The 22,772-nt window shown below is 24.2% G+C and carries 27 protein-coding genes and 1 pseudogene; 1 reads left to right on the top strand and 27 read right to left on the bottom strand.

The features are described from left to right. Positions 1–18: 18 nt before the first annotated feature. From AB668_RS00180 to AB668_RS00290, 24 genes are all read right to left on the bottom strand, one after another. Positions 19–480 carry a BspA family leucine-rich repeat surface protein gene (locus AB668_RS00180; RefSeq protein WP_050517116.1) on the bottom strand — a complete coding sequence of 154 codons (462 nt, stop codon included), beginning with the start codon at positions 478–480 and terminating at the stop codon, positions 19–21. A 47-nt stretch (positions 481–527) separates the two neighbouring features. Further along, entirely contained in the window at positions 528–1,496 is a 969-nt protein-coding gene (locus AB668_RS00185; protein ID WP_050517117.1) for a 3'-5' exoribonuclease YhaM family protein, read from the bottom strand. 15 nt (positions 1,497–1,511) lie between these two features. Next, positions 1,512–1,634, bottom strand: coding sequence for a hypothetical protein (locus AB668_RS06005; protein WP_268777936.1), 123 nt, complete (start codon positions 1,632–1,634; stop codon positions 1,512–1,514). Positions 1,635–1,673: 39 nt separating this feature from the next. Then, on the bottom strand, positions 1,674–2,642 hold the full coding sequence (locus AB668_RS00190) for a hypothetical protein (RefSeq protein ID WP_050517118.1): 969 nt from the start codon (positions 2,640–2,642) through the stop codon (positions 1,674–1,676). 483 nt (positions 2,643–3,125) lie between these two features. Continuing rightward, a complete protein-coding gene (locus AB668_RS00195) occupies positions 3,126–3,851 on the bottom strand; it encodes a DNA cytosine methyltransferase (RefSeq protein ID WP_050517119.1) in 726 nt (241 codons plus the stop codon). Then, complete coding sequence (locus AB668_RS00200) at positions 3,852–4,469, bottom strand: hypothetical protein (protein WP_152908005.1); 618 nt, start codon at positions 4,467–4,469, stop codon at positions 3,852–3,854. A gap of 785 nt (positions 4,470–5,254) precedes the next feature. Then, on the bottom strand, positions 5,255–5,608 hold the full coding sequence (locus tag AB668_RS00210; RefSeq protein ID WP_050517122.1) for a hypothetical protein: 354 nt from the start codon (positions 5,606–5,608) through the stop codon (positions 5,255–5,257). A gap of 24 nt (positions 5,609–5,632) precedes the next feature. After that, entirely contained in the window at positions 5,633–6,115 is a 483-nt protein-coding gene (locus tag AB668_RS00215) for a hypothetical protein (protein ID WP_050517123.1), read from the bottom strand. A 24-nt stretch (positions 6,116–6,139) separates the two neighbouring features. Further along, a complete protein-coding gene (locus AB668_RS00220) occupies positions 6,140–6,559 on the bottom strand; it encodes a hypothetical protein (protein WP_152908006.1) in 420 nt (139 codons plus the stop codon). Between the two features lie 179 nt (positions 6,560–6,738). Further along, positions 6,739–7,194: a hypothetical protein gene (locus tag AB668_RS00225; protein ID WP_235443308.1), complete on the bottom strand. Its 456-nt coding sequence runs from the start codon at positions 7,192–7,194 to the stop codon at positions 6,739–6,741. Further along, positions 7,188–8,021, bottom strand: coding sequence for a hypothetical protein (locus tag AB668_RS00230; protein ID WP_050517125.1), 834 nt, complete (start codon positions 8,019–8,021; stop codon positions 7,188–7,190). Before AB668_RS00230 ends, AB668_RS00225 begins: the two co-directional genes overlap by 7 nt. A 76-nt stretch (positions 8,022–8,097) precedes the next feature. Then, positions 8,098–8,253: a hypothetical protein gene (locus tag AB668_RS05620; protein WP_160314994.1), complete on the bottom strand. Its 156-nt coding sequence runs from the start codon at positions 8,251–8,253 to the stop codon at positions 8,098–8,100. Positions 8,254–8,456: 203 nt separating this feature from the next. Further along, positions 8,457–8,870, bottom strand: a complete 414-nt coding sequence (locus AB668_RS00235) for a hypothetical protein (RefSeq protein WP_050517126.1) — start codon at positions 8,868–8,870, stop codon at positions 8,457–8,459. Positions 8,871–8,884: 14 nt separating this feature from the next. Further along, positions 8,885–9,268, bottom strand: a complete 384-nt coding sequence (locus AB668_RS00240; protein WP_050517127.1) for a Rep family protein — start codon at positions 9,266–9,268, stop codon at positions 8,885–8,887. A 37-nt stretch (positions 9,269–9,305) separates the two neighbouring features. Next, positions 9,306–9,569 carry a hypothetical protein gene (locus AB668_RS00245; RefSeq protein WP_050517128.1) on the bottom strand — a complete coding sequence of 88 codons (264 nt, stop codon included), beginning with the start codon at positions 9,567–9,569 and terminating at the stop codon, positions 9,306–9,308. 74 nt (positions 9,570–9,643) lie between these two features. Next, on the bottom strand, positions 9,644–12,523 hold the full coding sequence (locus tag AB668_RS00250) for an Mbov_0397 family ICE element conjugal transfer ATPase (protein ID WP_050517129.1): 2,880 nt from the start codon (positions 12,521–12,523) through the stop codon (positions 9,644–9,646). Between the two features lie 12 nt (positions 12,524–12,535). Continuing rightward, complete coding sequence (locus tag AB668_RS00255) at positions 12,536–12,793, bottom strand: hypothetical protein (protein ID WP_050517130.1); 258 nt, start codon at positions 12,791–12,793, stop codon at positions 12,536–12,538. Between the two features lie 124 nt (positions 12,794–12,917). Further along, complete coding sequence (locus AB668_RS00260) at positions 12,918–14,243, bottom strand: hypothetical protein (protein ID WP_152908007.1); 1,326 nt, start codon at positions 14,241–14,243, stop codon at positions 12,918–12,920. A gap of 127 nt (positions 14,244–14,370) precedes the next feature. Next, positions 14,371–14,673 (bottom strand): hypothetical protein, encoded by a 303-nt coding sequence (locus AB668_RS00265; RefSeq protein ID WP_050517132.1) that lies wholly within the window; start codon positions 14,671–14,673, stop codon positions 14,371–14,373. A 163-nt stretch (positions 14,674–14,836) separates the two neighbouring features. Next, the gene (locus AB668_RS00270; protein ID WP_050517133.1) at positions 14,837–15,049 is read right to left on the bottom strand and encodes a hypothetical protein; all 213 of its coding nucleotides are present in this window, start codon (positions 15,047–15,049) and stop codon (positions 14,837–14,839) included. Further along, a complete protein-coding gene (locus AB668_RS00275) occupies positions 15,049–15,768 on the bottom strand; it encodes a ParA family protein (RefSeq protein ID WP_050517134.1) in 720 nt (239 codons plus the stop codon). Before AB668_RS00275 ends, AB668_RS00270 begins: the two co-directional genes overlap by 1 nt. A gap of 60 nt (positions 15,769–15,828) precedes the next feature. Further along, on the bottom strand, positions 15,829–16,134 hold the full coding sequence (locus AB668_RS00280) for a hypothetical protein (RefSeq protein ID WP_050517135.1): 306 nt from the start codon (positions 16,132–16,134) through the stop codon (positions 15,829–15,831). A 362-nt stretch (positions 16,135–16,496) separates the two neighbouring features. Further along, positions 16,497–16,892 (bottom strand): BspA family leucine-rich repeat surface protein, encoded by a 396-nt coding sequence (locus tag AB668_RS05800; RefSeq protein ID WP_201342679.1) that lies wholly within the window; start codon positions 16,890–16,892, stop codon positions 16,497–16,499. 455 nt (positions 16,893–17,347) lie between these two features. Next, the gene (locus tag AB668_RS00290) at positions 17,348–17,767 is read right to left on the bottom strand and encodes a hypothetical protein (protein ID WP_050517137.1); all 420 of its coding nucleotides are present in this window, start codon (positions 17,765–17,767) and stop codon (positions 17,348–17,350) included. A 262-nt stretch (positions 17,768–18,029) separates the two neighbouring features. Here AB668_RS00290 and AB668_RS05210 point away from each other — a divergent pair. Then, positions 18,030–18,640: pseudogene (locus tag AB668_RS05210) on the top strand (IS3-like element ISMmy2 family transposase); the annotation flags it as partial. A 410-nt stretch (positions 18,641–19,050) separates the two neighbouring features. Here AB668_RS05210 and AB668_RS06050 read toward each other — a convergent pair. The 3 genes from AB668_RS06050 to AB668_RS05625 are packed head-to-tail and all read right to left on the bottom strand — an operon-like array spanning position 19,051 to position 22,680. Beyond that, positions 19,051–19,398, bottom strand: a complete 348-nt coding sequence (locus AB668_RS06050; RefSeq protein ID WP_327138671.1) for a BspA family leucine-rich repeat surface protein — start codon at positions 19,396–19,398, stop codon at positions 19,051–19,053. Continuing rightward, positions 19,370–22,564, bottom strand: a complete 3,195-nt coding sequence (locus AB668_RS00305) for a BspA family leucine-rich repeat surface protein (RefSeq protein WP_050517139.1) — start codon at positions 22,562–22,564, stop codon at positions 19,370–19,372. Before AB668_RS00305 ends, AB668_RS06050 begins: the two co-directional genes overlap by 29 nt. Continuing rightward, complete coding sequence (locus AB668_RS05625; RefSeq protein ID WP_160314996.1) at positions 22,534–22,680, bottom strand: hypothetical protein; 147 nt, start codon at positions 22,678–22,680, stop codon at positions 22,534–22,536. The genes AB668_RS00305 and AB668_RS05625 overlap by 31 nt, the downstream gene beginning before the upstream one ends. Positions 22,681–22,772 lie beyond the last annotated feature (92 nt).

The raw sequence follows: 22,772 nt of genomic DNA on the forward strand, positions 1-22,772 counted from the left end.
TATATAAGGTATATAACTCTATGTTTGATTGAATTTTGGTTTGTGGGTATCTTTTCAGTTGGGGTTTGAGTTAGTTACAAAGTCACAAAAGTAAATAACTTTTGATGTATCTCAATTTGATATGTTCTGATTAAAACTTTCTGCTCGACTAAACATGAAACTCATATCAGTTACTTTTGAAGTGTTAAAATTAGAGATATTTGTATTGAATCTTTTAGCATTGTAAAACATAAAACTCATATCAGTTACTTTTGAAGTGTCTCAGTTTTCGATACCTTGTATTTTTGTATTTATGTTCTTTCAAAAAGCAAATTTCAAGCTTGTAATGTGCTTAGGTAGTTCACTAGGTACTTTTTTAGTCTTATAATGAAAAGATTGAATTTCAACTACACCGTCTTCATTTGTAAATCAACCGATTTCTAAGCATTCGGTGAAATCTGAGTTGTATTTTGGGTTTTTGTAAAGGTTTTGGTTGTTCATATTTTGTATCCTTTCTAGGGTATATAAGGTGTATAAGGTATATAACTCTATGTATGTTTGTAGAATGATTTGTTATCAATGAAAAAGTTTTTTTGAGTTCATTGTTCTTTATCAACTTGATTTAATTCATCATTGATTCCAAAAATCTTTGCGTCTAAATCATCTAAAGCAGATAAAATTTGAGCTTCAAGAGTCTTTGGTTCAACAGGTGAACCAAACTCATTTTTACCGTGACTTGCTAATATCATATGTTGAAGTAAAGTAACATATTTTTCGTCATCTTCATTTGTAAAACCAAGGTGTTCAGCCATTTTATCAATTTCAGCATTACCTATAGAAATATGTCCTAATAACTTACCTTGTAAACTATAATCACTACCAGTTACATCAGAAATTTCAATAACTTTACCTATATCGTGTAATATAGCTCCACACATTAGTAAATCTCAATCAGTTGATGTATATTGATAGTTTGGTTTTAAAGCTAAGGCGTTTTTCACAAGTGTGTAGCTGTGTCAAAATAAACCACCATTTAAATTGTGATGAATTCTTAATCCACCTGGGTAATTTAAAAAATCTTGTTCATATTTTTTAAGTAAATTTAAAGTAATTTCTCTATAAACTTTATTTTTAACTTTCTTTATAAGTGAAATTAAATAATTGTATTCTTTGTTTGTATTTAGAACACTTGATTTAGTAAAATCATCAACTGATAAGTCATATTTAGATAATTCAGTTTCATTTATAATTTGATATTTTCTTACAATAAGTTGGAGTTTTGATTGATATTCATCTAAATCACCTGATGAAATTAAAATATAAGAATTTGGTGTAATTTTTTCTTTATCAATTTCTTTACAATTTCACAATTTTGCTTGTAAAGTTTTTGTTCTATCAAATAAAGTAATTGATAAAAATTCCTTATTTGATGAAGTTATTGAAGTTTTCACTTCTTTAATTTTTGCTATTGTAGAAATATTTTTACTAGGTGTTGTTAGTTGGTTAAATTTTTGCATTTTATTCTCCTTTAATTATTTGTCAGATTCTGCTAATATGTTTATTATTTTTGTCGAGTCGTGTTTCACACAATCTTTACAAGGAAGTGTTTTTCCATCAGGTAAAACGATTTTGTTATCATGTGTACATTTTTTCATAAGCATTTCTCCTTTGTTTATTTGATATCTTTTGAATAGTTATTTTGTTTCTTCTATTTCTGGTTTTTTTATAATGTTTTCAATTCAGTCTAATAAAACATCCTTATTAAATTGGTTGATAAATTTGTATATTACTTCTAAATCAGTAATGTGGTTTCAATCGTTGGGGTCTGAACCATAAATACTTACATATACATTTGAATCTAAGAAATATGGTTCTCCATATTCTTCAATAGCAAGATTAAATTCATCTTCATCAATGTCATAAACTTCTTTATCTAAATCAGGAAGAAGTTTTTTAGTTTTTATATCAATAATTGTTTCTAATTCAACACAATCAAGATCTGAAAGAGTCTTATCTCATTCTTCTGAAACTATAGCATCCGGAATTGAAGAAGTGATTTCGTTTATATTCTCATTAGCAACATAATCACAAATCTTTTCTAAAACAACAAGCTGTTCTCAATTTAAGGAATTGCAAAAGAAAAGTTCACCAATTATATCAAATATTGCATTTTCATATGAGTAATCAAATTTACAGTACACCCTTTGTAAGTTAGATGAAATTGATTCTAAAGTTTTGATAAATTCTGGAGAATTATTTTTAGAACATTTTAGATAAGATAAATAAAGTAAATAAAGACGTACTTCATCAGAAAAATATTCATAATTTTGAAAATCATTTAATTGATATTTTTGTTCTAGATTTTCAATAAAACAACCTATTGAATCAAACAATTTTTGAAGTTTTGCTTTTTTTCATTCTTCAGGCAATTCAACTTTAAAGTCATCTAAAATACAAGCAAATCTAAAGAATTTATCATCATCTTCATCAAAAGAATTAAAATATGCTTCTTTTAAATCATAATTATTTGTATTATAAACATGATTTGCTGAATAATTGTTTGCAAGTCATTCTGTTCATTCATCTTCAGTGATTGATTCACCTTTTCAGTTATCAATTATTAGTTCTTTTAACATTTGGTTAAAATCTTTTGTATTATTCATAATTAGTTAACTCCTTTTTAAATTTTTAGTTTTTTTATTTGTTCAATAGTTGATTTGATTTGTTCAACTATTTTGCTTAAAGAATTATCAAATAATTTTGAGATTTCTTTTTCAAGTTCACTTATATCAGTTTTAATTGATTGATTTGTTGAAAAACATATATATAAATACTCTGTATAAATTGCTTTTTTGATTATTGAATAAAAGGATTCTTTATAGTCTTTTTGATATTTTTTAGAAAAATCATCTTCTAATAAGTCCTTTATTAAATTATCTAAACAACCAGAAAAACCATAAAATTGAAAGTCTGAAAATTTAAATTTTTCATCTAAGCTGTCAAGTAATTTTCTTTTGAGTTTTTTTTAGTTCCTTTTCTTGCTGAGAAATTTCATAAATTTTTAATAAATCTGATTCTATTTTTTTGTTCATAGTTAGTAAGTCCTTTCTGGTTAATAGATATATAAGTTATATAAGATATATAACTTATATAACTTTATGTTTGATTGAATTTTGGTTTGTTAAACTGTTTTTAATTTGTTGATAGATATCAATGATAAGTTCTTTAGGTATACTTGAACGTCTATCATATCCATGAATGTGAATCATTTGTTTTGTTTTAATGCGTTTATGTTTTAGATTAAGTTCAACATTTGATTTAAATATAGTAGGTTTTAAACTATACTCTTTGTCATAATTGTTATAGTAAGTTAAGTTATTAATGTGGTATCAATTTAAAAATAAATGTAGATATTCTCAAATTTTTGAAGATTGCGGGTTTTCAATTACTCAGGCTTTTGGTTGAAATGTTTCTATTATTTTAATTGTTGCTGATGATGTGGAAAATCCATTTAATGTAGTTGCAAATCGCTTGTAGAAGTCACGTTTTAAGTTAGGTTTGCAAGTGTTATTATGATTTTTATATCAAGACTTATTTCTTAATACTCAATAGTGAGATTTGGTTTGAGTTAACATTTTTTGTTGATTATCAGCTATACTTCAACTCTCACAAGGTGGAGAAGCTAAAATGATATCAGGAGCTGGTAATTTTTCTAATTCTTTAATAAGATTAGGGTTTTGAATTGATAAGTCAATGTTAATAACACCAGGTTTTTTGTTAATTCCTATACTATAAATTTTTACTTCTTTGAAGTCTTTTAAAGCATTATAGTAACTCATTTGTCCATCATCAAATAATGCTCAAATTACCATTTATTTTCCCTTTTCATTTAATCTTTTGTTTCATTTAACCATTAAGCTTTGAGTTTGAAAATAACATTCTTTACAGTTTATGATTTCTGAATCTTGATTGTGTTTTTCAGTAAATAAAACAATTTGTTTTGCTAAGTTTATTAATTCTTCTTTTAAAAATAGTAAGAACTCATCTTCTTTGAAATCAATTCTATTGTTTCAAAAATCATCAATTTCTGTTAAGTAGTTAGTTTTTGGGTTTGACATTGGTTTAGAATCCTTTCTGGTTTTGTTTTTGTTTAATACATCTGATAAGTTTTCACAAAAATCTAAAAAAATGATAGATAAAGCAAATAAAAAAGAAGCAATGAATACAAAAATAAAGAAAAAAACATATAAAGGAAGTTCAGGATATAATTTTCAAAGTAAAAAAACACTATAAAATGGTATTAATGGGAAAATTACTAAAAATAGAAAGAGTTGAAATAATATTAGAAGTATTACAAATGGTTGATTATAAGATAGGTTTTTTTGTATTGTTGATTTAATTTTTTTGATTATTTTTTGATTAATATTTATGTAAGTAAATCCTGCTTTTTCTAATTCTTGTTTAGCATTTTCATATTTGTCTTTTAACATGTAAAAATAAAAAAAGAAAAATGATAGGAAAATAACTAAATTGACAATTAAAAGAATCGAAAGTTGATCATTAATTTTAAAATTGGGTATTATTGTTTTTCAAGATGAAAACAAATTATGGTAACAAACAATAAGGGAAGCTAATGAACCTAAATAACTTAAAGGTAAAAATAAATATTTTATAAATATAGATGATCAATAAATGAATTTAGCTTTTGTAAGTGATTTTATATACTTTTTTCTTTCTTTAGTGTTTAAATTGAGGTTTTTAGTTTGGTGTTTAAATAATGCAAACATATTTGTAATTGTTTTTCATCTGTTGCTCAAGTTTCTAAACGTTCTAACATATCTTCTAGTTGTTTGGTTAGTTTAATATCTTTTTTTATTTTTGCTTGAGTTAAACAATTGTTTAAAATAATTTTTATAATTTTTGTTTTATATTTTTTTCATCAAGTTTTTTAGTTTCTTCTTGTTGTTGTTTTGAAAGTTTGTTTGCATTTTGGATAGTTGCATATACTTTTCTATGGATTAGTGCTAACAAAAAATTTAGAATTAAAGGAAGTGAAAAAGGAATTAAAAGAACTAATGATTTATAGTAAAAGAACAAAATCATTGATAAACCTGAAAATGCAAAAAAAGATCAAATTAAGATTATTAACAAGGATTTGAAAAATATTATTTTTTTTAATTTCTTTTGACTCATATTTTTCCTTTCTGGGGGGGGTATGAGGTATATAAGTTATATAAGGTATATAACTTTTAAGAGTAGTTATTTATTTGTTGACTTATGGTGCTTGTTTTCAATAAATTAATGTATTGTTAAGCATTTCTTTTACATTTGTAAATAAAATTTGTTTTTTCTCATCAAAACTTTGGTTTGAATATAATGGTGTTGAATTTAAAATATTATTAAAAACAGTTTCAACATTTGTAACTTTTATTGATTGATGACATTCTTCACATAAAAAACTTAATTTAATGTAAATCTTTGCGTCTATAATGTTTAGATATTGTTTTTTTACAAGTTCTGTTTTTTCTATACCATTTAATTTACTTTCAATATCTATTTCTTTGTAAATTCAACTGCCATTTAACAATTCTTTATGCTGATTATGATTAATAAAAATTATTTCTAGCATCTATCTTTTGTAAATGGAATTAGGTTAGTTTTTTGGAATTAAAGCAGATTCTAATTCATCTAAAATAAATGATAAATTTTTTAGATAAGATAAAGTGACGATCAAACTTTCAAATTTACTATCAAATATTCAATCACCAGAGTTTTCTATATCAGGATTTACTTCACCATCTAAAGATGAAGCTTCTAAAAATTCATTAACATAAATACTTAATAAGCATTCTTCTAAATGTGAGAGAGTTGAAGTTACATTATCAAAAATTCTTTTTAAGTAAGATAAGTCATCATAATCAAAAACTTCTTGGTTAAAAAGTTCATTTGTTTGTTCTTTTCAATTATTAATAGTAGGTTTCAAATCATTATATTTTTCTTCTGTTTTATCATCAGAAAAGACGTGATTTTTAAAGTTTTTAATCATTGTTAAACAAGAACTATTAAATTTTTGAATAATGATTTTTGCAGTTGAAGTTAGCACAGGGTTAACATCATAAATGTATAGTGCTGACATAATTGGTATCCTTTCTTTTAATTACTAATCTTCTAAAAGTTTTGTTTTTTCTAAATTATTTGGTAGATCTATTTTTAAATTTGCTATGCAATCTTTTTTTGTATTTTGATATTTTTCAGATAATAAAGCAAAAGTATCTGCTAAGTAAATATCTTTTACATTATAGAAATTTAAAAATTTAACTTTTTTATTTTCTTTGTCAACTAAAACAAATTCATAATCCTCAGGAAGACTTGTTGTTTTCTTTCTAAGTTCTATTCATTTTTCAGGATTTGAAAACTTATAAAGTGAATAAATAGAATAATTTGTTTCTAAGTGTTGCTTTAATTCTTCATTTAATTCAAAGTTTTCAAAATTTTCATCTAAATATTCATCAATTTTAGTTACAATCTCAAGGTTTTGTAAATCTTTTGGTATTTCAAGTTTTATTTCTTTATTATTCATTTTTTTAAGTCCTTTCATTTGTTATTAACAATTCAGTTGTTTTAACTCCCTTACCCCTACCAGAAACATTGGTTTTATCAATAACAGTGATTTTTCAATCTTTGTATAACTCTCTTATAAATGGTTCATCATTATAACTAATAACCATTTTTATATCTTGTTTTAGTTCTGATAAATATTTATGTAAATCAAGATGGTCTTGAGTTAAAAAAAGACTTGATGTATAAACCTTCTTTATCGTAATAAGGAGGATCAACATACATTTTTGTTACATTATAGATAAATTCTTTTTTTATAATTTTGTTAAGTATTTCTTTGTAGTCAAAATGAACTATGTTTGTAGAATTAAGAATTTGGTTATATTTTTCTACTTTCTTAAGTCATCCACGTCTAAGTCTTTTAATAAAATATTTTGTTCTTGCTAGCGTAAAGTTTTTTCGGTTACCTTCAAAACTTAAAATATTTTCAAGAGCATATTCTAAATCTAAAGGTAAAATGTTATCAAAATCATTGATTATTGTTGAACAATTAAATAAATGTTTTGCATTAACACTAAGAATTGAACTTCCAGCAAATAAATCTAAAAAGACATCAGATGAATTTAAATCTAAAAGATTAAAGATTTTATTTAGCATTCTGAATTTTGAACCATAATAACTGATAACGGGTTGTATTTTTTTAGTTTGTTTTTTCTTTTTTTGAACCTATTTTGAGTGTTTTGTTTAACACATAATTTTAATTTTTTATAGTTATTTAATTCATAAATACCAAACTTATTAAAAATCTCTTTTACTTCATCTTTTGTAATTTGTTCATCTGTTTTATTAATGTTTTTATCTACTAAATCTAGTAATGATTTTGCTACATTAGAGTCTAATTTTGAAATAGAAACTATATGTTTAATAGCATTGTTACTAAATTTATTATTTATATCTAAATCATTTAAAAGCATTATATTTTCTTTAAATTTGTTAGATTCTATTAAGAATTTAAAATCAAATTTGTTGGTGATTTTTTTAGATATTTTTTTATCACTTCTAGTTAAACAAATAAATCTAAAGTTGTTTAATTCTTTAAGGGTTGTTGATTCAAATTCAATGTTTGATTCATTACTAATCTTTTTAAGAATTTTATTTATCTTTTGTAATTTCTTTTTAAAAATATAATTAATAAATTTCAATGATTTTGAATTTAGTTTCTCTAATTCAAATAAAAATATAGTTTCTGTTGTGTCTTTTCTAGAAAAATCAAATAAGTTTTTAATTTCAATTTCATCGGAAGATTTTTTATATGAAATACTATTTGAAATAAAGTAATCATTTAAGAAATTGTAAATTTCATTTTTATCTAATTCAGATTGATATTCTATTAATACAAATGGAAAAGAAAAATTGTGTTGTTTGTGTTGTTCAACAATTCTTGTTAATTCACATTCAAATTGTTTTAGTTTTATGTTTTTCATTTATGAAGTAAGTCCTTTCTGGTTTGTGGGTATTAGGTATATAAGTTATATAAGGTATTGTTTTTGAGATTGTAGTTTAAGTTGATTTATATTCATTCAATAGTTGTTTTTCATATTTTGATAAGACAAAATCATTTGCTTGATATCTAATTGCTTTATACATTTGTTCTGGTGTTAGGTTGTTTTCAAATTTAACTAGAAATTGTAAATCTTTGTCTTTAATATATTTCATAAATTAGATATCCTCTCTATTTGATTTGTTTATTATTTTTTATATGTGTTTTTGTAAAATTTAAGGTAATTTTTATAAGTTTTATTTATTAGCTCTTGGTATAAGTAAATATCAATTCATTTGATATTTGGTTTAAAATATGACTCAATTTCATTAATTAGAAATAATTTAATAAAATCAATATATTTTTTATGTTCATATTATTAATTCCTTTCTTCTAATTGGTTTAGATTGTATTTTTCATCTCAGGTTATAGGACTAAAAGGTTCTGATTTTGTTTCTGTAAGTAACTTTTGAAACTCATCATTTAACAGTTCAAAATCTAGTTCTAATTCTTTACAAATTTGTTCAAGCAATATTAATGTTTGACTTTCAGTGATTGAACCAGAGTCACTTGATGAATAAATTCAATATTGTTTTAAAAAGTCAAGATTATTGAATAATTTAGGAGTGTTTAAAACCATTTTTGTTAATGTTATATAATTCAAACGATCATCAATTAGATAAGTATGACACTGCCACGCCTTTTTATTTTGATAAATAGTTTCAATTGAATGAAAAATTGTCAATCTTAGTTTGTCTTTTCATTGTTTAAGTTTTTCGTAATCAAATTTCATATTTTTTCTCCTTTTTATCTATACTCTGTTATGTTAAAACCATTTAAATGTTCAATTTTTGATGAATTGTATTGAAATTTATTTGGTTGGTTTGAATGAGTAAAATATTGATAGTATTTCTTTATTGAATAAACAGGTTGGATTAGTTCAATATTAAATATTTGTTTGATAATTGTTTTAGCAGTTGTATAGTCAACATCTTTTTCAAAACATAAAATTGAATGTCTATGCAGTTTTTTAAGATTACCATTTTTGTCTAAATCTTTATCGTGAATTATTGTTGCAACTTTCACAATAAATGGAAGTTTTGATAAACGTTCTTTTCAATCTAAATGTTCACTTTCACCTGGATAAGAAATCACACACCATTCTTTTTGTTTACTAGTTTGTCAACTCATTTTTTGATTTATTTATTATTTAATTTTGAAAAAGTGATTAGGTTATTTTATTTGTAATTTCTTCAACAGGTGATTGGTTTGTATTAGTTGTTGAGTCTTGATATTTAATTAAGATGTTGCTAAAAACTTTATCTAATTCAGTTTCATTTAATTTATCTATTTTAGTTATAAGTTCTTTTTGAGTTTTTATTTGATCTTTTAATCTCATGTTTTGAACAATTAATATGCAAGATAAAGTAATAAAAATGAAATAAATTGATAGTAATACTATAATAGGAATGATAATTGTTTGATTGTTCATAGTTAGTTAGTCCTTTCTGGTTTGTGGGTATTAGGTATATAAGTTATATAAGGTATATAACTAAGTTTTTTTGTCTAATCATCATCCTCATCATCAAATAATTCACTTTCATCTGCATGTTGATTTGTGGTAAAGTGTATATTCTCTTTTTCTAACTCGGTAAGATTTAATTCAAATGAAAATTTTTGTATTTTTGCTATTGCAAATAAGTATTGAAATGTATCTGCAAGTTTTAAAAACTTTTTCTCTTCAGGTGTTAAACCACCATATTCTTTAAACATTTCATCAATTGTTTCAATGTCTTTTGAATCTAACTTACCAACAAAAAGATATTGCATATTTCTTAAGATTCCTTCTGTTTTATTTTTTACTTCTTCTGAAGTTCAAAAATCAGTTGGATTTTGAGTTGAAATTAGAGTAGAAATACTGCGTTTACGTCCACGTTTAACTAAGTCTGAAATAAAATCTAAAGCAACAGGATTTGCTGGATTAATGAATTTATGTCCTTCATCAAAAACAATAACAGTTTGTTTTTTATCATTAAGTTCAATTATTTTCTTTTTAAGTTCTTTTATTTTAGGATTTCTTTCATTTTCTTCAGTTAGTTCTTTTATTTTTTTATTTAATTTACGAATTGGTTTTTCTAAATCTACTCAATTAACATCAATGTATTTTTTTATATAAGTAGTTGCTAAAACACTTTGAGCATTAATTAAAGTTTTATTGTTTTTGTCATATAGTTTATTACAGTCTAAAGTGATTAGTTTATTTGACAAGTCAATGGTTGTATGTCCATTTCATAATGAAGCATAACTACCAAAACCTATAAATTCTTTCATAAATAATAAGATCTTAAATTTTGTTCGTTTTGTGATTTCGTTTTCATCTAGTTTTTCTAATTTTTTATATAAATCATCAAAAGTTGGAAAATCAGTATTTTTTCATTCTTGAACAGGTTTATTGTAGAATTCAGATTCTAGATATAAATCAATTAACTCATTAGCGATAATTAAACGCTCTTCTTTAGTTAATTCTGGGTATAATATTGCAATTCAATTTTCAAAAAAGTCTTTATGATTTTGTAAGATTAGATCTTTTGATTCATATATAAATTCATCATTATTATCAGAATTGTCATTTTCATCTTCTGCTTCTTTGACTCAAGAACCGAAAGGTTGAAGTGGGTTAATTCTGTTAGCATAACCATTAGAAAGATCCATTCATTTACCATCAAATAATTTTGTTAATTGTTCATATTCTGATTCAACATCAAAGATAATTAGTTTTTTATCCAAAGCAATTGAAAATAATAGAATTTTGTTTAATAAAGTTGATTTTCCACTACCTGTTGTTCCTAAAACCAAACCAGAGTAAGATTTTCTTTGCTTGTCTTGTGTATAGTGCTTGAATTGGTCTAAAACTAATGGTTCAAAAGTTTCAGTTGTTCAACCTAAAGGAATACCTTTTAAATCATTTAAATTTGATAAAACAAACGGAAATGAAGAAGCTAGTGTACTACAAGGGATCTCTTGACCAAAATCTACCATTAAGGTTCTCTTTCCATTTAAAATAGCATTTTTATATCCGTTTTGTTGTTGGTAGTAAAGTTCATTCACATAAAAACCGGTTTCTTTTGCTCTTGTTTGACATTTTTTTTGATTTTTTAATATTTCATTTTTGCTTAGTCCATAACTAATAAAATTTACATCGATACTTCTAAGTTTTTCTTCTTCTGAAGCTATTTGGTTAATTAATTCATCATAAATTTCTAAATTACCATCAATTTTTCTATCAGTTATAACCCTTTTTTGACTTAAGATAGTTTGATTAGCTTTATTCTTGTTTAAAGCACGTGCTATATCACTTTCTGCTTTACTAATATCTAAAGGAGAAACATTAATGATCATTGTGTCATCATTTCCATTAAATAGATCTAGTCAACAATCTTCAGGTATGTGTTTATATTTAGACATTATTTGAAATGATAAATAAAGTTTTTCTTCATTGCTATTAGAAACAACCATACAATTTGGTTCAAATTTAATTTTTGGATAAGTTAATAATAAGCCTATGTTATTTTCAAGTTTATCAATTTGTTCTTCAGTATAATCTTTTATTTGATAAGGGTTTAAAATATTTTTAATTAAATTAACTAATTTATATCTATTTAAAAATTTTGGTGAAAAACCAATTGAATTAAATCTTTGTTCTATGTATTTTATTGTTTTTGATAATTCTTCTTTATTTTTTGAATAAAAAGTTAGATAAAATTTTTTAATTTCTGTTGATCCAAAGTTTTTTAATTGTTCTATATAATCATCAATTTGTTTGACTTTCAAAGGATTGTTTTTAATTGATTTTTGCTTTCTTTTTAGATAATTAATATTATTTTTGAAATCTAAAATAGATGGTAATGAAATAATTGAATATTCTAGATCAATTTGTCTAAAAACATTAGCTAATTGTTCAAGTAATTGTTCTTGTTTATCATCTGAAAGCAAATTATAGTTAATACCGTTTATTTCAAGTCCAGTCATATATAACCCTGTTTTAGTTATTAAAAAATCACCATCTAGTTTTTCATATATATTTGTTGATAAATTTATTTTTTTATCAAGAGAAATGAGGTCTGGATCATTATTATTTGATTCTTCATCAATAATTACATAATTTTCAAAAAATACTTTTTTAGAAAATTTAAATGTAACAAAGTAAATGATAAGTTTTCAAAATTTTTGACCTTTAAATTCTAAAAATAAACTAATTATCCCTAATATAGAAATTAAACTAAAAAATACTTTTGCAACAAGACGAGGAAATATAAGATTAAATAAGAATGGAAGTGGAAAACATAAAGCAATGATAATAAAACATTCAATAATTGTAAAATCAAGAAAAAGTTTAATTTTATTTGAGTTAAAACGCTTTGGAATAATTTTTATATTTCTACTCATTTTTTTGCCTTTCTATAACAATGATTCGCCAATTAAACTTAATATGATTGCTATAGATAAGAAAGGTCATCCAATCCACAAAAGTACTTTTTTAGGTCTTTTATAATTTATTTGTTTATCTATGTTTAGTTTTTCATTTATTTTTTGCTGTCTTTTAAATCGTAATTCTGCTAAAAATTTTTTAAAAAGATAAACAAAGATTAAGATGAATGCAATCATAGCAATTATTGTTGAAATAAATATTAATATTTGTGAAGTTGATAAATCCATTTTTATGCCTCTTTTGATTTATTTTGTTTATTTTTGATTTGTTTTTGAGGTGCTGGAGATGATTTAATTAAAAAGAAAAGTTTTCTAAAAAATAAGATTAAAAAATGAAACAAAATTCACACAACTATTTTTCATTCTTTTCTTTTCAAGCATTTCTCTTTTTAACTTTTCCTTCAGTTTTTTTGATTTGTTGATTTAAGTTTTTAATTTTGTCAAATTCAGCTTTTCGTTTTAAAATTGAAGCTTTATCAGTTGCTTTAGTTAATTTACCAGCAGCAGATCTTGCATTAGTTCTTTTAGTTTTTAGAGTTGATAATTTATTTTCATTTATAAATCCCATTGCAGCACCCACTTTTGAACCTTGGAACATGTTACTTGCAGCATTTTTAGCTATCATTTTTCCTGTTGCTCCAACAAGACCAAGTCAACCACCACCAATGGCAGCTCCTTTTGCTAGACCTAGTCCAGTTTTTGCTGCTTTACCTACTAATCCACCAGTTCTTTTTGAAATGAGTGACATTTTTCCACCTTTTGTTGGAGTTAAAGTTGATTTTTCTTTACCAAATAAAAGATTTTTTGAAAATCCACCCATTGTTGCTAGTCCTGAAGCAAGTTTTCCACTTAATGATTTTTCAAAAGGAGAAGAAACTCCTTCACCTGATCCAAATAGTTTTAAAATTCAATCAACTATTGGAGTGACATTTTCAGATAGAGCTGCAAATACAAACAACATAAGAACCTTAATTGCAAGTGGTGGTAATTCTGATTGATTTGAAAAACTTACCATTATTTCACTCATTAAAAATGAGAAAACAAGAATCATAAAATTAGCTAAAAAGTTTTCGCCAAATTTTTGCTTTACTTTTGTTTGTCATATTGTTATTTTGTTCATATTATCTAGAGTCATGAAAAGTACAACTAAAGGAGAGATTATAAATAAGTTGAATAATCAAAATATTGAAAATAAAACCATTTCGATCATTTTAATTGCAAATTTAAATGAGAAAAATATACCAACTCAAGCAATAACAAAATTGAAATTTACTATTGCTTCATTTGATAAAGCAAAATTATTTGCGGAATAATCAATAACATCCAATAAGTTTAAACCAGGTTTAAACACACTTATATGAAAAATAAGGTTTGCTAAATTAAATGAATTGGACAAATGAGATTTTTCAATTGCTTTATTTATTATCAAGTTCAAGGTTGCATATCCATAAAATACAGCAGGGATAATTAAAATTATCACAATCCCAATAAATAAATTTTTTATAGAATTAGTTAACTTTTCATATGATGAAGCGTTAGACTTCATTGTTAAATATAATCATCTTCCAATTAAAGCAACTAAACCCACAAAAGAAGTAAGATATAAAACAAATTCAAAAAATGGAGTTAGGTTGTCAAACGTGAAGCCACCACCTGGAAAAATTAAATTTATTATCATTTTTGAATTAAAAAAACCAATTAGTTTAAATGTTGCATTCAATATAGATAAAGGTGCTTGAGTGGTTATGTTAAAAATTATTTTATAAAAAGGAATAAGAAAAAAGTTCATTTTCTATTTTATTTCTTTATGATGAAACAACAGCGGATCAAATTGAATAAGCAATCATAGAAGTAACAATAGCTATAACACAACCCTTGATTCCTGCTCTAAATGTTGCTATTCCTGTAGAACTGTTTTTTTTGCTAGAAACCATTAAACCAATTGAACAAGCAAGCAAACCACCAACAAACACCATTGTAAGAAGAATCATAATTTCTGGAGAAGAAGCATCAATTTCAAAAGTAAATACATTAATAATTGATCGTAATAAATTTTTTAAATAAGATTTATGTTGGGAGGCATTAAAAAATGTTAAAAATCAGTTCATAGTTAGTGAGTCCTTTCTATTTATTAGGAGTTTTGCTGTTATAGAGAACAAGACAACCGAAGAGTGGTGTGAAAATAAGAAAAAAACAAACGACAATATGACAACTATTTAATTTTTTCTTATCCTCTATAACAACAAAACCCTTAATTTGGTTTTGTTTTTTTTATTGTTTTGGTTCTAAAAGGTTTAATAATGCTTCGTGATATATTCGAGAACGATTGAAAGTAAAACCAGTGTTAGATTCTTTTAATTTTTTTGAAAGTTTTTCTTCTAGTTCAACAGTTGGTTTTGAAAGAGAAATACAGACTTTTTTTGTTTTGGATTGTTTATTTTTTATTCTATAACCAATAAATTCTTCACTTAATAAATCTGACATTATAAAATTCCTCTTTCTTTTAATTCTTCTACCAACTTTAAGAAAATATCTTTTCACCAAACAAGTTCAAACATTCTTTTTTGTCCTCTATTTGGTGAATTTTCAATTGTTTTTTTAGTTGGAATAATTGTTTTTAAAAGGTATTGACCAACATCTTTTTCTAAGAGTTTTTTAGTTACTTTATGTTGCTTTGTTTTTGGGTCAAAATTATTTAAAAGTACAGCTTTGATATTATTAGGTAAATTTCTATTACTAGTAGCTTTACTCCAATTTTTATTTCTTTCAAGTAGTAAACGTTTAGAATCAGAAGAACCATCAGATACAAGAATTATTGAATCTGCAAATTTATAAGATATTATTGTTGGTTTTTCTCAACCTGGTTTTACATCAAAAAAGATATAATCAAAATTGTTAAAAATTTCTTTTTCTTTTTCTATAAAACTATCTTCCATATCAGGAATTTCAAAAGGTGGTATTGCTCTATTATCAGCTGGTAATATCCAAACATTTTCTTCTAATGTTTTTATAACCTCAGGTTTTTCATAAGGTTGAAGCATTTTAAATGATTCTAATAACATAGAGTCAGTAAAGTTTCAAGTTATTGATCGTTGTGTATCAAAATCAATTATTAATACTTTTTTTCCTTGTTTTCCTAGATATATAGCTAGATTTGTTGTTAAAAGTGTTTTACCTACTCCACCTTTATTGTTATGAAACAATTTTTTTATATTTTTTAGTCATAATATTTTTCTTCTATATAGTTTTGATAATTATGAATTTTAATTTAAATATAAAATTTTATTAGCAAAGATTTCATTTCTCACATTAGTTAAATCATTATTAGAAACAAATGATCGAATTCGTCCTTCAATTGCAATTACTGCTTGATCATGCAATAAAAATTCATCATCAATAGTGTTAGGTCATGCTTTAACAATAATGTAATCAATATCTTCTCCTGGTTTTGCTTTGTAAGGTTTAGGTACTTTTAAAAGAATCTTATATAGTTTTTTATCTCTATCTTTTGAAACATATTCAATAGTAGCGTCACCCTCTAATTGACCAACGATTTGTACTAAATTCATTTTTTAAAAACAATCCTTTCTATAACAGTCAAACAACTTTAAGGGATAAGAATAATCAAACAATGTAACTACATAGGAGCAAAAGTTACAAAGTATATCAAATTAATGGATAAAGAAAGGAATATAAATAGAAAGGAGATAAAAATAAACAAGAAAGGAAACTTAGAAAGTAAAAAATAGAAAGTAAGTATAAATATGAGTAATTAACACATAAAAATAGTCCGGAAAAGTATCAATATGATTCAAGAAATTGTTTTTTTTAAATTGATTTAATTTAACAAGGTTATTATTAAATTTATTCTTATCCCTTAAAGTTGTTTGACAATAAATAGGTATATAAGTTATATAAGGTATATACAAAATTATTTAAAATGTGGTTTGTTCTTATCTGATAATGTAGGAGCAAAATCAACTAGTTCAGTTACTTTTTTGACTGTTCATCTAGATATGTCTTGATCGAAGTTTTCAGCACCAGAGAACATGTAATTCATATTGGTTATGTTTGAAGTGCTTCAATGTTGGATTCCTTCAATTTTTGAGTTTTCATTCTTATAAAATGCTAACTCTAGACTTGTAATGAATTTTGGTAATTCACTAGGGACTTTTTTGACAGTTTCAGGGAATTGTTCTATTTGGACTTCACCTTTGTTGTTGGTGAAATATCCGATTTCTAAGCATTCGGTGAAATCTGAGTTGTATTTTGCTTCTAAATAATATTTTTTTGACTTTTGTTTAATTATGTTTTTAAAACTTTTCAAAATAAACAAAATTAATAAGAATAAAGGGGTAATTACTGCTAATGTGAAATTACACACTTTGTCAATTGTTGAAAGATTTGTTAAATCAAAATTTTTTATGAAGTTAATATTGAAATTAAGTTCTTGTATTTTGATACATACTATCAATTTGACAATTGATAATGATATTAAAGAAAATATAAACAATCTAAAAACTATTTTTATTAAAGATTCTAAAAAAGTTTTATTGTGTTTTTTCTTCTTAATATACATATGTCATTCCTTTTATTAAAATATTTTGTATGTTAACAATTATTTTATGTATATAAGGTATATAAGTTATATAACTTATATAAGATAAATAATTGTTATAACCAAATATAACTTTGGTTTTGTTAGTTTTTTAATAAAAAAAGACTAACATAATTGCTAGTCTTTGCTGGGTATAAAGTTTTCTCAAAAAAGGGGTGGCGGTGTTAAATGTTTATTTTAACTGAATAATTAATTGTAATTGATCCTTGGTATTTTTGCTGATCATCTTTAACTTTAATTGTTAAAACGTTGTTTTGATTAGTTACAACTTCAAAATCATTTTTAGTTAAGCCATCAAGTTTATCAGCATTATTTCTAATAAATGTTTCAATAATTGCATTTGGTTCATTTGAATTGAACACTCCTGTGTTTGGATTTAAATCTAGACTTGAAATGTTTATTTTAACTGAATAATTAACCGGATCAATTTCATGATCTTGTTCTCTTGCAATATTGTTGATTGATTCACTTGTGTTTATTTCACTTTTATTTGTAAGTGTTGTTAAATTATGTTCTGTAGAACTATGATTTTCAGCTCCAGAAAAAGCCGTTACAGCTTTTAATATAGCTAATAAATTCTTCATACTTTCATTCCTTTCGTTCCTATATAATGTATCTTACTATAAAAACTGAAAAACTGAATAAATTAATTAAAATAATGATATTTATAGTATTAAAAATTCTTAGATTTAAAGGTTCTATTATGAGTTTTAATTCCATTTTCATATTATCAAAAAAAAAAAAAAAACAAGTAGAGAGTCTATTTAGAGAGTAGGACAAAGTTATTAGACTCCCTAAGTGATAGACCCCCTAGGGGATCTATTTTTTTTCAAAAAAGGAGTATTTATGAAAAGAGGAAAGCAACCAAGTGTAAGTGAGTGGTTAGAAGTATTTAAGCACTACAAAGATTATTTATCTGGAAATATTACTAGAAAAGAATTTTGTAATATCTATAGTAAAATTAGAAATTCTGAAAATTATTTTATTTCAAAAAAACTTTTGAATATTTATCTAGAAAATATAGACATTATAATTTAGGTATGGAACTAAAAGAGTCACAAACAGGAAAAGCGTCTAAAAAAGGTAAAGGATCAGGAAGACCTAAAAAGAATAAAGAAGAATATGACAAAGAAAGAAATGAAGTGATCAATATTATTGATCCTGAAGTTTTAGAATGGTTAATAACAGATCTTTTTAAAGAAGAGATTTTAAAGAAAAATAAGGTTGATAACTTAGATGAATTGATAGAAAAAATTAAGGAGAAATTTGGAGCAAATATCACCAACAAAGAGATAATGAAAATTCTTGGTTTACCTAAGTCAACTTTTTACTACAAGCTTAAAAAACAATCAAATAGTAAGAATAAAGAATCTGTAAAACATGCGGAAATAATTAAAGAAGTTTTTGAAAAACAAAGCAGAAGATACGGTAGAGAAAGACTTTCTGCTTATATTTTTAATATAAAAGTTATACCCCATAATACTATACAAAATGTCGAATTTTGAACAATGTAGACATTTTTTTATTTATTTTTCTGACAAAGACTTAAAAAATGTTGCTAATGTCATCATAAAAAAATTAATTTTATTTAGTTTTCTTTAAAGGGTGTCTACCGTTTCGTTCAACTTTAAACTAAAAAAACTGATGGAATTCTTCCAGTCGGTTTTTTTGTATCTGACACACTTATTTTAATTAAATAATATAGTTTATTGTTATTTAATAAAGTATTTAGTTTAACTATTGTTATATTTATAAATATATTTAAATAGTAATACTTTATTTGTAATATTAAGTAACTTAATAATTAATAATGTATAGTTAGGTATTTTAATTAATTTATAAAGACTTATTTTGTTAGTTTATTTTTTTATTTTGTATTGAATTTAGGTGGTTTTAAATTTTCGTGTGTTTCTTCATTAAAAGACATATATTTAGAAACTTTTTCTACATTTCGCATTGAAATGTCTTGAGCAAAATTCTCACATTCATTAAACATATAACTCATATCTGTAACATTTTTGGTGTCTCATTTTTCCAGATTTTCAATTTTTTCATTCGAATTTCAACGAAATGCATTATATAGACTTGTTATAAACTCTGGTAGTTTGTCTGGTACTTTATTTACAGTTGATTTAATTCGTTCTATTACAAATCCTTTATCGTTATCATATTTTCAACCAATTTGTTTAAGTTGTGTTTGATCATCTGAATATATAGCTTATTTTTTTAGGTGGTATATCTAGAAGTTTTCCTGTTGACATATAAATTTCATGTGTGTAATCCTTAAATTTGAATTTCAATCGTACTCTAGTTATGTCATGTCTAAGTTTATTTTTCATATTAGCTAATAACAGATCCACAAATTTAACATCACTACCACTAGAATTATTAAATTCTCTTATTTGATCTTCAACATCTTGATAAGTCATCTGTTTGTGGAATGTATCTTTAAATCTAGGTTCTAATACTTCTCTTACATATTGTGTTATAACAAGACCATGAGGTAGTTTTTGTCTATCAAAATCTTTATGACCAGCATGATTAAATTGTTCATAATTTTCTAATGCAGGTAGTGCTCAACTAGATAAATCTTGATTGAAGCTAAATGAATGCATAAACATTTGTCTTACATTTTTAACTTTATTTACGTTTCAGTTTGAAATGTCTTGATCAAAATTATGTGCATTTCAAAACATAGCTTCCATATCTATAACATCAGAAACATCTCAAGCTTTATATTTAGATCCATCAAGTATTTTCACTTGTTTAGTGCTTATATTTTGATTAAATTTTTTTGCTTCATAGAACATATATTTCATATTAGTTACATTTGATGTATTTCAGTTATCTAGTCGTTTGTTGAATTTATGTGCTTTATAGAACATACTTTCCATAGTTTTGACTTTTGAAGTATTAAAATGATTTATTTCTTGATTAAATTCAAGTGCTTCATAGAACATATTGTTCATTTCTGTAACTTGTGAAGTATCTCAGCTATTAATTGGTTTGTTGAATTTATGTGCTTTATAGAACATAAACATCATATTTTCAACTTTTGAAGTATTAAAATGATTTATTTCTTGATTAAATTCAAGTGCTTCATAGAACATATGACTTATATCTATAACTTTTGATGTATCAAAGTTATTTAGCGGTTTATTGAATTTATGTGCTTTATAGAACATAGATCTCATTTTTGTAACTTGTGAAGTGTTAAAATTGCTTAAATCTTGATTAAAATTTGGTGTTTCAGCAAACATTTTAAACATACTTGTAACATTTGAAGTGTCTCAGCTTTCAATTCCAGTTATTGTTGCATTTTCATTCTTTTCAAACGCATTATCTAAAATTGTTATGAATTCAGGTAGTTTTGTTGGAACTTTATTAACTTTTTTATCAATTGGTTTAATTTGTCATTTTCCTTCATTATTTTTAAAATATCCAAATTCTAATAGTTCTTTACCATCAGGTGAATAAACTAGATCTTTACTATGATATCTTATGTTATTAATTTGTATTTTAGCACTACTATTTATTCTATTTCTAAACTTATATTCAATTTCTAACTCTAATTCTTTATTAGTTCCTATAAATTTATCTTCATTTTTATGACCTTTTATAGAAGTAATAGTTAAATCTTTTATATTAATATCTTTATTAAATTGATTAATAATATCATTATAAGTATCACCTTTTAATACATTATTATTACATTGTTTATCATTTGTACATTTATATTTATTTTCAAGTTGTTCTTTTACTAATTTTTGTACTATATCTTTTGCAATAAGTGTTGGTTGTTTATCATATGTAAAATATTTATTAGAATCTCTATTAAAATCATCATAAATAGTATCATTATTTAAACTTGAATCTCAATTAGATATATTTTGATTAAAGCTTTTTGCATTATCAAACATATGACTTACATTTTTAACATTAGAAGTATTGAATTTATCACCTAGTGGTTGGTTGAATGCTCATGCTTGATGGAACATGCTTGTCATATCAGTTACTTTAGAAGTATTGAATTTATTTCCTAGTGGTTGGTTGAAAACATGATTATTGTAGAACATAAAACGCATATTTTCAACATTAGAAGTATCGAATAAATTACCTAGAGATTGGTTGAAAATAGATTCTGAAAACATAGATTCCATATTTTCAACTTTAGAAGTATTAAATTTATTACCTAGTGGTTGGTTGAATGATTTTGTATGTCGGAACATAAAACGCATATTTTTAACTTTAGAAGTATTGAATTTATCACCTAGAGATTGGTTGAAATTATAAGCATTATCAAACATACCTTCCATATTTTTAACATTAGAAGTATCAAATTTATCTCCTAGTGGTTGGTTGAATGATTTTGCTTGTTCAAACATAGATTCCATATTTTCAACTTTAGAAGTATTAAATTTATTACCTAGTGGTTGGTTAAAATTATAAGCATGGAAGAACATAATACGCATATTTTCAACTTTAGAAGTATCAAATTTATCTCCTAGTGGTTGGTTGAAAGAATTTGCACGTCGGAACATACCTTCCATATTTTTAACATTAGAAGTATCAAATTTATCTCCTAGTGGTTGGTTGAAGTTTCCAGCATCACTAAACATACGATTCATATCAGTTACATTTGAAGTGTCCCATTCAGTAAGTCCTTCTATACTTGAATTAACATTTTTTTCAAATACTCTTGATAAATCAGTGATAAATCAAGGTAGGTGTTTAGGTACTTTAGAAATTTGAGTCCCTACACCCTCTATTTTTCCTTTTTCATCTCACCCAAATTCGACTAATTCATTGCCTTTTTCTATTTTTGTTTTGGTTAAAGGATATATTTTTCCAAAATCAAATTGAATTTTTAGATTTGATTTTTTAGCTCTGAACTTATCATCAATATTGTGCTGATTATGAATCAAAGTATTAGCTAAACTTTCATTTTCTAGTTCAAATTCAAAATCACTTATACCACTTATTATTTTATTAAATCTATTTAATAAAGAAGAAAATGTTTCTCCAGCCCACACCGTGTCTTTTATATTTTTGTTTCAAGTATTAGAAAAAAATTCTTTAAGTGTTGTAATTTGACTTTTTAAATCATTTATTTTCTGTTCTTTTTCATGGATTAAAGCTTGTTTATCTTCAATTTCTTTTTGTAAATCTTTTATTTTCTCTTCTACAAGTCTTAACCTTTCTCTTTTTGACAATATTTCATTTTCTTGTTCTAAATTTCTTCTCAAAAAAGATTCAACTTCTTCTTTTTCTAATAATAAATCATTAATTTTTACTTCGATTTTTGATATTGCTTCTTTTATTTCAGCGATTGAAACATTTAAACGATTAATTAATTGATTTGTTGTTTGATCACTTGTCATACTATTAATAAAATCTTCGCTTTTTTGTTAGACTTATAAATATGAAAAACAGGCAATACCAAAGCTGTTGGCATTAAAATTGAAATTATTGTAATTCATTTAAATATTTTCTTCATATAAAAAACCACCAAATTATTATAAAAAATTATAGTCATATTGATATATAGTTTATAGACAAATTAAGTATACAATCAAAAAAAAAAAAAAA

The organism is Mycoplasma sp. HU2014 (genome assembly GCF_001199495.1).
Taxonomy (GTDB): domain Bacteria; phylum Bacillota_I; class Bacilli_A; order Mycoplasmatales; family Mycoplasmataceae; genus Mycoplasma.